Origin of the sequence: Chthonomonas sp. (assembly GCF_035294165.1) — a bacterium.
Taxonomy (GTDB): domain Bacteria; phylum Armatimonadota; class Chthonomonadetes; order Chthonomonadales; family Chthonomonadaceae; genus Chthonomonas.
The window spans coordinates 1-5,301 of the sequence record NZ_DATGLN010000118.1; the positions used below are offsets into that span (position 1 = coordinate 1).

A 5,301-nucleotide genomic window follows, 5' to 3' on the forward strand; every position below is an offset into this window, starting at 1 on the left:
CTCCAAACATACTGATTTAGGCCTATTTTAAAGGAAAGTAGTCTCTAACAACAATACCCTCTTTAGGGACGTCGAGATGATAAGCCAAGCATATTGTCGTAACCCATTTACTTCGGCATCACATGCCCTGTAACTCTATAGGAAAGGAAGCATGTCCCTAAAAAAGGTATTGACAACTACTTTATCGTTGTTTATCCTATATCTCGATATACTCAATTTGAAAGGAGTTCAGAAATATGAGGCGTCACCTAAATGCTTTACATCTATGGCACATATGCCTAGTGCTCAGCCCGTTTGGCATTATCTACAGCTTATCGGCTTTGAGCGCCACGGAAACAGCACCGCATACTGTCTTACACAAACTTATCGCTCAAAAGGACCTCAAAGCGATCAGCGGAGCTGGTTACGCATGCAATACACAGGTGTGCAATATTACAAAAAAATGTGTTAAAAACATTGCTACAGGTCTTTTTGAGTCATGGGTTCCCCACCCACACTATCAATGCCATATTTACTGGTTAGGAAGCTGTAGCAATTTTGGTACGGCTCCGTGTGAAACGATCACGACTTACTTTCTTCCTCCATGTACACCCGCAGTACAGTTTAGTACGAAAACCACAACAGCACAAATCTGCGGATTATGAGTAAATGAGACTAGTAAGCACAAAAACCTTATCTATCGTCCTTTTTATCCTGTCTTTCCCCTTGTCTGGCAGCGCTCAGACAGGGGGAAAGACCTTCCCATTGCCCTCCAAAACCTTCGTCCTTCAACAACTCGGCAATGCACAACGGCAGATCAAATCGGTTCAATTTATCTACCTCCACACAGCCCAGCTGACTTCAGCAGTACCACAAAGCAGCACCGCTTCTGCTACCACCACGACCTACGAGTTTGCTTTCTGTTCTAAGGGATATAGGTGTTACTTGAAACCCCTTCACGACAGCCGCGGCTCTGGCCAAGAAAACATGGTTTCCCTATTTGATAGCCGCCGTAATTACCAGATTGCAACCGTTAAGTTTCAAGGCAAAACAGTCAACGATTGCACCTTTTCACGCCAAAATATGGGTATGGCCCTAACCCCCATAGATTTCGGCTACTTTCTCGGTTCCCTCTACTGGGCCGCAGAGGCATTGCAGCCGACAACACTTGCCGTTCACGGTTATGAGAACTCATCGTTTGGCCCTGTGTTAAAGGTGACGGCAAGAGATCAAAATGGCTTCACCGACACACTTTATTTGGCCCCAAACTACGATTATCTTATTGCAAAATGGGAGATTCATGCCGAGAACGGTGAGATCGTTGAGTTTATATGCGACAAGGCTATTCAGAAAAAAAAGCGTCTGGATTCCTATAGATGGCACCCGCAACTGGTACATACCTTCCCCACAGGGGCCACAGTTGCGTGCTGTCTCTAGAGTGCACGTCATCAGCGTTCAAATCAACGACGTGCCCGACAGCCTTTTTACACTCCACCTACTACCGGGTTCGCACATCTATGATAACGTGCGTCAAATAGGTTATATCGTAGATCAAAGTGGGAAATGGCACATCGATTCGCGCACCTTGAAAATAAATGCTGAACATAATTTGAGGTCTTGGTTGCTCATTGCCTGCCTTACGGCTCTGTTTATCATTGGCTTTGGTTTTATCTCCCACATGCAACGACGTGCCTCTATTCATAGGTAGAATCGACTTCACTCTAGTCTTCTCGAACTAGAATCTCCTTGCCAAAAAGACGGCGTTACGGTAAAATAGATGGCGAATGATGTCGCTTCATCTTTCATATCATCAGCAAGAAGGCGAATGCCGCTGCAAACGGCCTTCGCCTCTTTGTGCTGTCTCAGCCTAACACGATGAGCCTTAATGAACTTCTGCCACTTGCCGACCAGCTTGCAGGTCTCGATGCGCTTGTAAGCTCCCTAACCGATTCGCAAATACCGAGCGTCGCCCACATTCAAGGGCTGGCCGGAACCGCAAAAAGCTTCCTGCTGGCTCGATTGGTCACCGCCCTAAAACAGCCCATTCTGTTGATAACCTACCAACAGGAGCAAGCCCAACGCCTGGCCGATGACCTTCTCCATTTTGGCCTACCAAGCGATAGCGTGGCCGTCCTGCCGGCCCCCCAAAGCCTTCTCACCCCCGACGATGTGGCCGACCATCGCCTCATCGGCGAACGCCTAAGCGCCCTCAACCTCCTCGGGCAAAACCGGCCCTGCGTGGTCATAGGCGTCGTTGAAGCCGTGCTCCGCCGTACCATCCCACCTACCTATCTCCAACAGCAAAGCTTTCGCCTCGAAGCCGAAACCGAGATAGACCTCGACACCGTGGTGACACAACTGGTTGCCCTCGGCTATACTCCTACCCTCACCGTCACGCAGCCCGGAGAGTTTAGCCGCCGAGGCGGCATTCTCGACATCTATCCCTCTACGGCCGAGGCGCCGGTGCGCATTGAACTGTTTGGCGATATCATCGAGTCGATCCGAGTATTCGATGTAACCACCCAACGCTCCCTACGACGCGAAGCCTGGACAGAGATCGCACCTGCCCACGAGGCCATTCTCGATCCGAAACGGATTGCCCTCGCCCTCCAGAGCATAAAAGCGCGACTAGAAACGCGGCGTGCCGAACTCCTCGCCCAAAAAACACGAGAGGCCACCAAAGCCGCAGAGCGCCTCACGGAAATCGTAGAGGCCGACCTGATCCGGCTGGAACAAGGAACCGGCTCCGATAGCCTGGAACGCTATATAACCTACCTTGTGCCGGAACCTCTCTGCGCCCTTGACCACCTTCCTCCTCAAGGCATCGTTATCCTCGATGAACCCCACCAAATTCAGGAGCATTGGCAACGCCATCACGCCGACCTGTGCTCCGCACGGGAACGCCACTACAACCAGGGGGAGTTGCTCGATCTCGAACCTCCAACCCTTACCTTGGAAGAAGGGCTTGCGCAACTGCAACTTCGCCGCCTTCTACTGCTCACCCTGCTTGAGCGCCATGTGGAACCCTTCAACCCCGTGCAAACCCTGCAGGTGCACTCGGCCGTTATGGAGGGCTATCGAGGGCGCCTCCCCATGCTCGCCGACGACATCGCCATCTGGATCGCAAACGACTGTCGCGTGCTAATCGTCTCCGACCAACCTCAGCGCGTGCGCGAGATTTGCGTCGAGATGAATCTTCCCGTTCAACCAAAAGAACAGAAGGTGGATCGCCCCGGGCTCTACGTGCAGGAAGGCCGACTGCGAGCCGGATTCAAGTTTACCGACCTTCGGCTCTATGTCCTGACCGACGCGGAACTGTTCGGTGCTGCACGGCCTGTCCACTCCCATCGCAAGGTGGCCGGTGGCGTGGCGATTAGCTCCCTTCTCGACCTGCGCGAAAACGACTACGTGGTTCATATCCATCACGGCATCGGCATCTATCGCGGTCTCGTCCGTCGCCAAATTGATGACACCGAACGCGACTTCTTGTTCATCGAATATGCCGGTGGAGATAAGCTCTATGTGCCCGCCGATCAGATTGACCGCATCCAGCGCTACATAGGAGCCGATGGCGCCCCACCCCAGATCAACCGCATTGGCGGAGGCGACTGGCAGCGCACCAAGCGCAAGGTGCGCGAACAGGCTAAAAAGATGGCGGCAGAGCTTTTGCGCCTCTATGCCGCCCGCGAGGCCGCCACGCGCCCACCCTTTGGCCCCGATACCCCATGGCAGATCGAAATGGAAGAGGCCTTCCCCTACGAAGAAACCCCAGGGCAACTACAGGCCATCCAGGAGGTAAAAGCCGACCTCGAACGTGAACGTCCCATGGATCGGCTCATCTGCGGCGATGTGGGCTTTGGCAAAACCGAGGTCGCCATCCGTGCCGCCTTTAAGGTGGTCTCTGCCGGTAAACAGGTGGCCATTCTCTGCCCCACCACCGTGCTCGCCGCCCAACACCACGCTACTTTCTCGGAACGCCTTGCCGCCTATCCCATCACCATCGAACTGCTCTCGCGCTTCCGCACCCGCGCACAACAGCGCAAAACGTTGGAAGGCCTGCGAAACGGCAGCGTGGATATCGTCGTGGCCACCCATCGTCTCCTCAGCAAAGACGTTCAATTCAAAGACCTCGGGCTGCTCATCATAGATGAAGAACAGCGATTCGGGGTCGCCCAGAAGGAGCGCCTCAAACAGCTACGTACCTCGGTGGACGTGCTTACCCTCACGGCCACCCCCATCCCGCGCACCCTTTCCATGGCCCTCTCCGGCCTGCGGGATATGAGCCTCATCGAAGACCCACCCGAAGGGCGCTTGCCCGTCATCACCTATGTGCGAGAATACAACGATGAGCTTATTCGTGATGCTATCCTACGCGAACTCGAGCGCGATGGGCAGGTCTACTTCGTTCACAACCGCATCGAATCGATCTACCATGTCGAACAGCACCTTAAAAAGCTCGTGCCCGATATGCGCATCGTGGTAGGCCACGGACAAATGTCGGAAGAGGAGCTGGAGCAGGTCATGTACGACTTCTATCATCATCAGGCCGACGTACTCCTATGTACCACCATCATCGAAAACGGGCTGGACATCCCTAACTGCAACACCATTATCATTGATAACGCCGACCGCATGGGGCTGGCGGAACTCTACCAGCTCCGCGGTCGCGTGGGGCGCTCCAATCGCCAGGCCTACGCCTACCTTCTCTATCGCCCCAATAAAGCCCTTCGCGAGGTGGCCGAACAGCGCCTTGCCGCCATCCGAGAGTTCAGCGCACTGGGCACAGGCTACAAAGTAGCCCTGCGCGACCTCGAAATCCGCGGTGCAGGCAACCTATTGGGGGCCGAACAGAGCGGTGCCATGCTAAGCGTGGGATTCGACCTCTACTGCCAACTTCTTTCCCAGGCCGTGCAGGAGTTGCGTGGCGAAGAGCCGGTGGAGGATATGCTTCCCGCCGTAGACCTATCCGTCACCGCCTACATTCCCGAAAGCTATATCCCCGGCGAGGCGGAACGCATCTACTTCTATAAACGTCTGAGCGGCGCCCGTACTTTGAAAGACATCGAAAACTTGCAGACCGAACTAGAAGACCGATTCGGCGATCCACCGCGGCCGGTTTGGGAGGCGCTGGCCATCCTGCGCATTCGCCTCCGCTGTAAAGAGATCGGCATCGCAAGCATCAAAGGGGATCGAAGCGGCATCACCATCCGGTTCGCCCCCCACGTCCGCCTTACCCCAGAAGCTATTCGGCTGCTGAATTACGCTTTCAAAGGGCACCGCTTCACATCCGAAGGGGTCATCTTGCCTCTCACCACCCATAAA

The 5,301-nt window shown here is 54.3% G+C and carries 2 protein-coding genes; both read left to right on the forward strand.

Annotation, left to right across the window (positions count from 1 at the left end):
• The first annotated feature begins 744 nt into the window (after positions 1 to 744).
• The gene (locus VKV29_RS06030) at positions 745 to 1,416 is read left to right on the forward strand and encodes a hypothetical protein (RefSeq protein WP_324200405.1); all 672 of its coding nucleotides are present in this window, start codon (positions 745 to 747) and stop codon (positions 1,414 to 1,416) included.
• 438 nt (positions 1,417 to 1,854) lie between these two features.
• Positions 1,855 to 5,301, forward strand: a 3,447-nt coding sequence (gene mfd / locus VKV29_RS06035; protein WP_324200406.1) for a transcription-repair coupling factor, incomplete at its 3' end; no start/stop codon positions are given.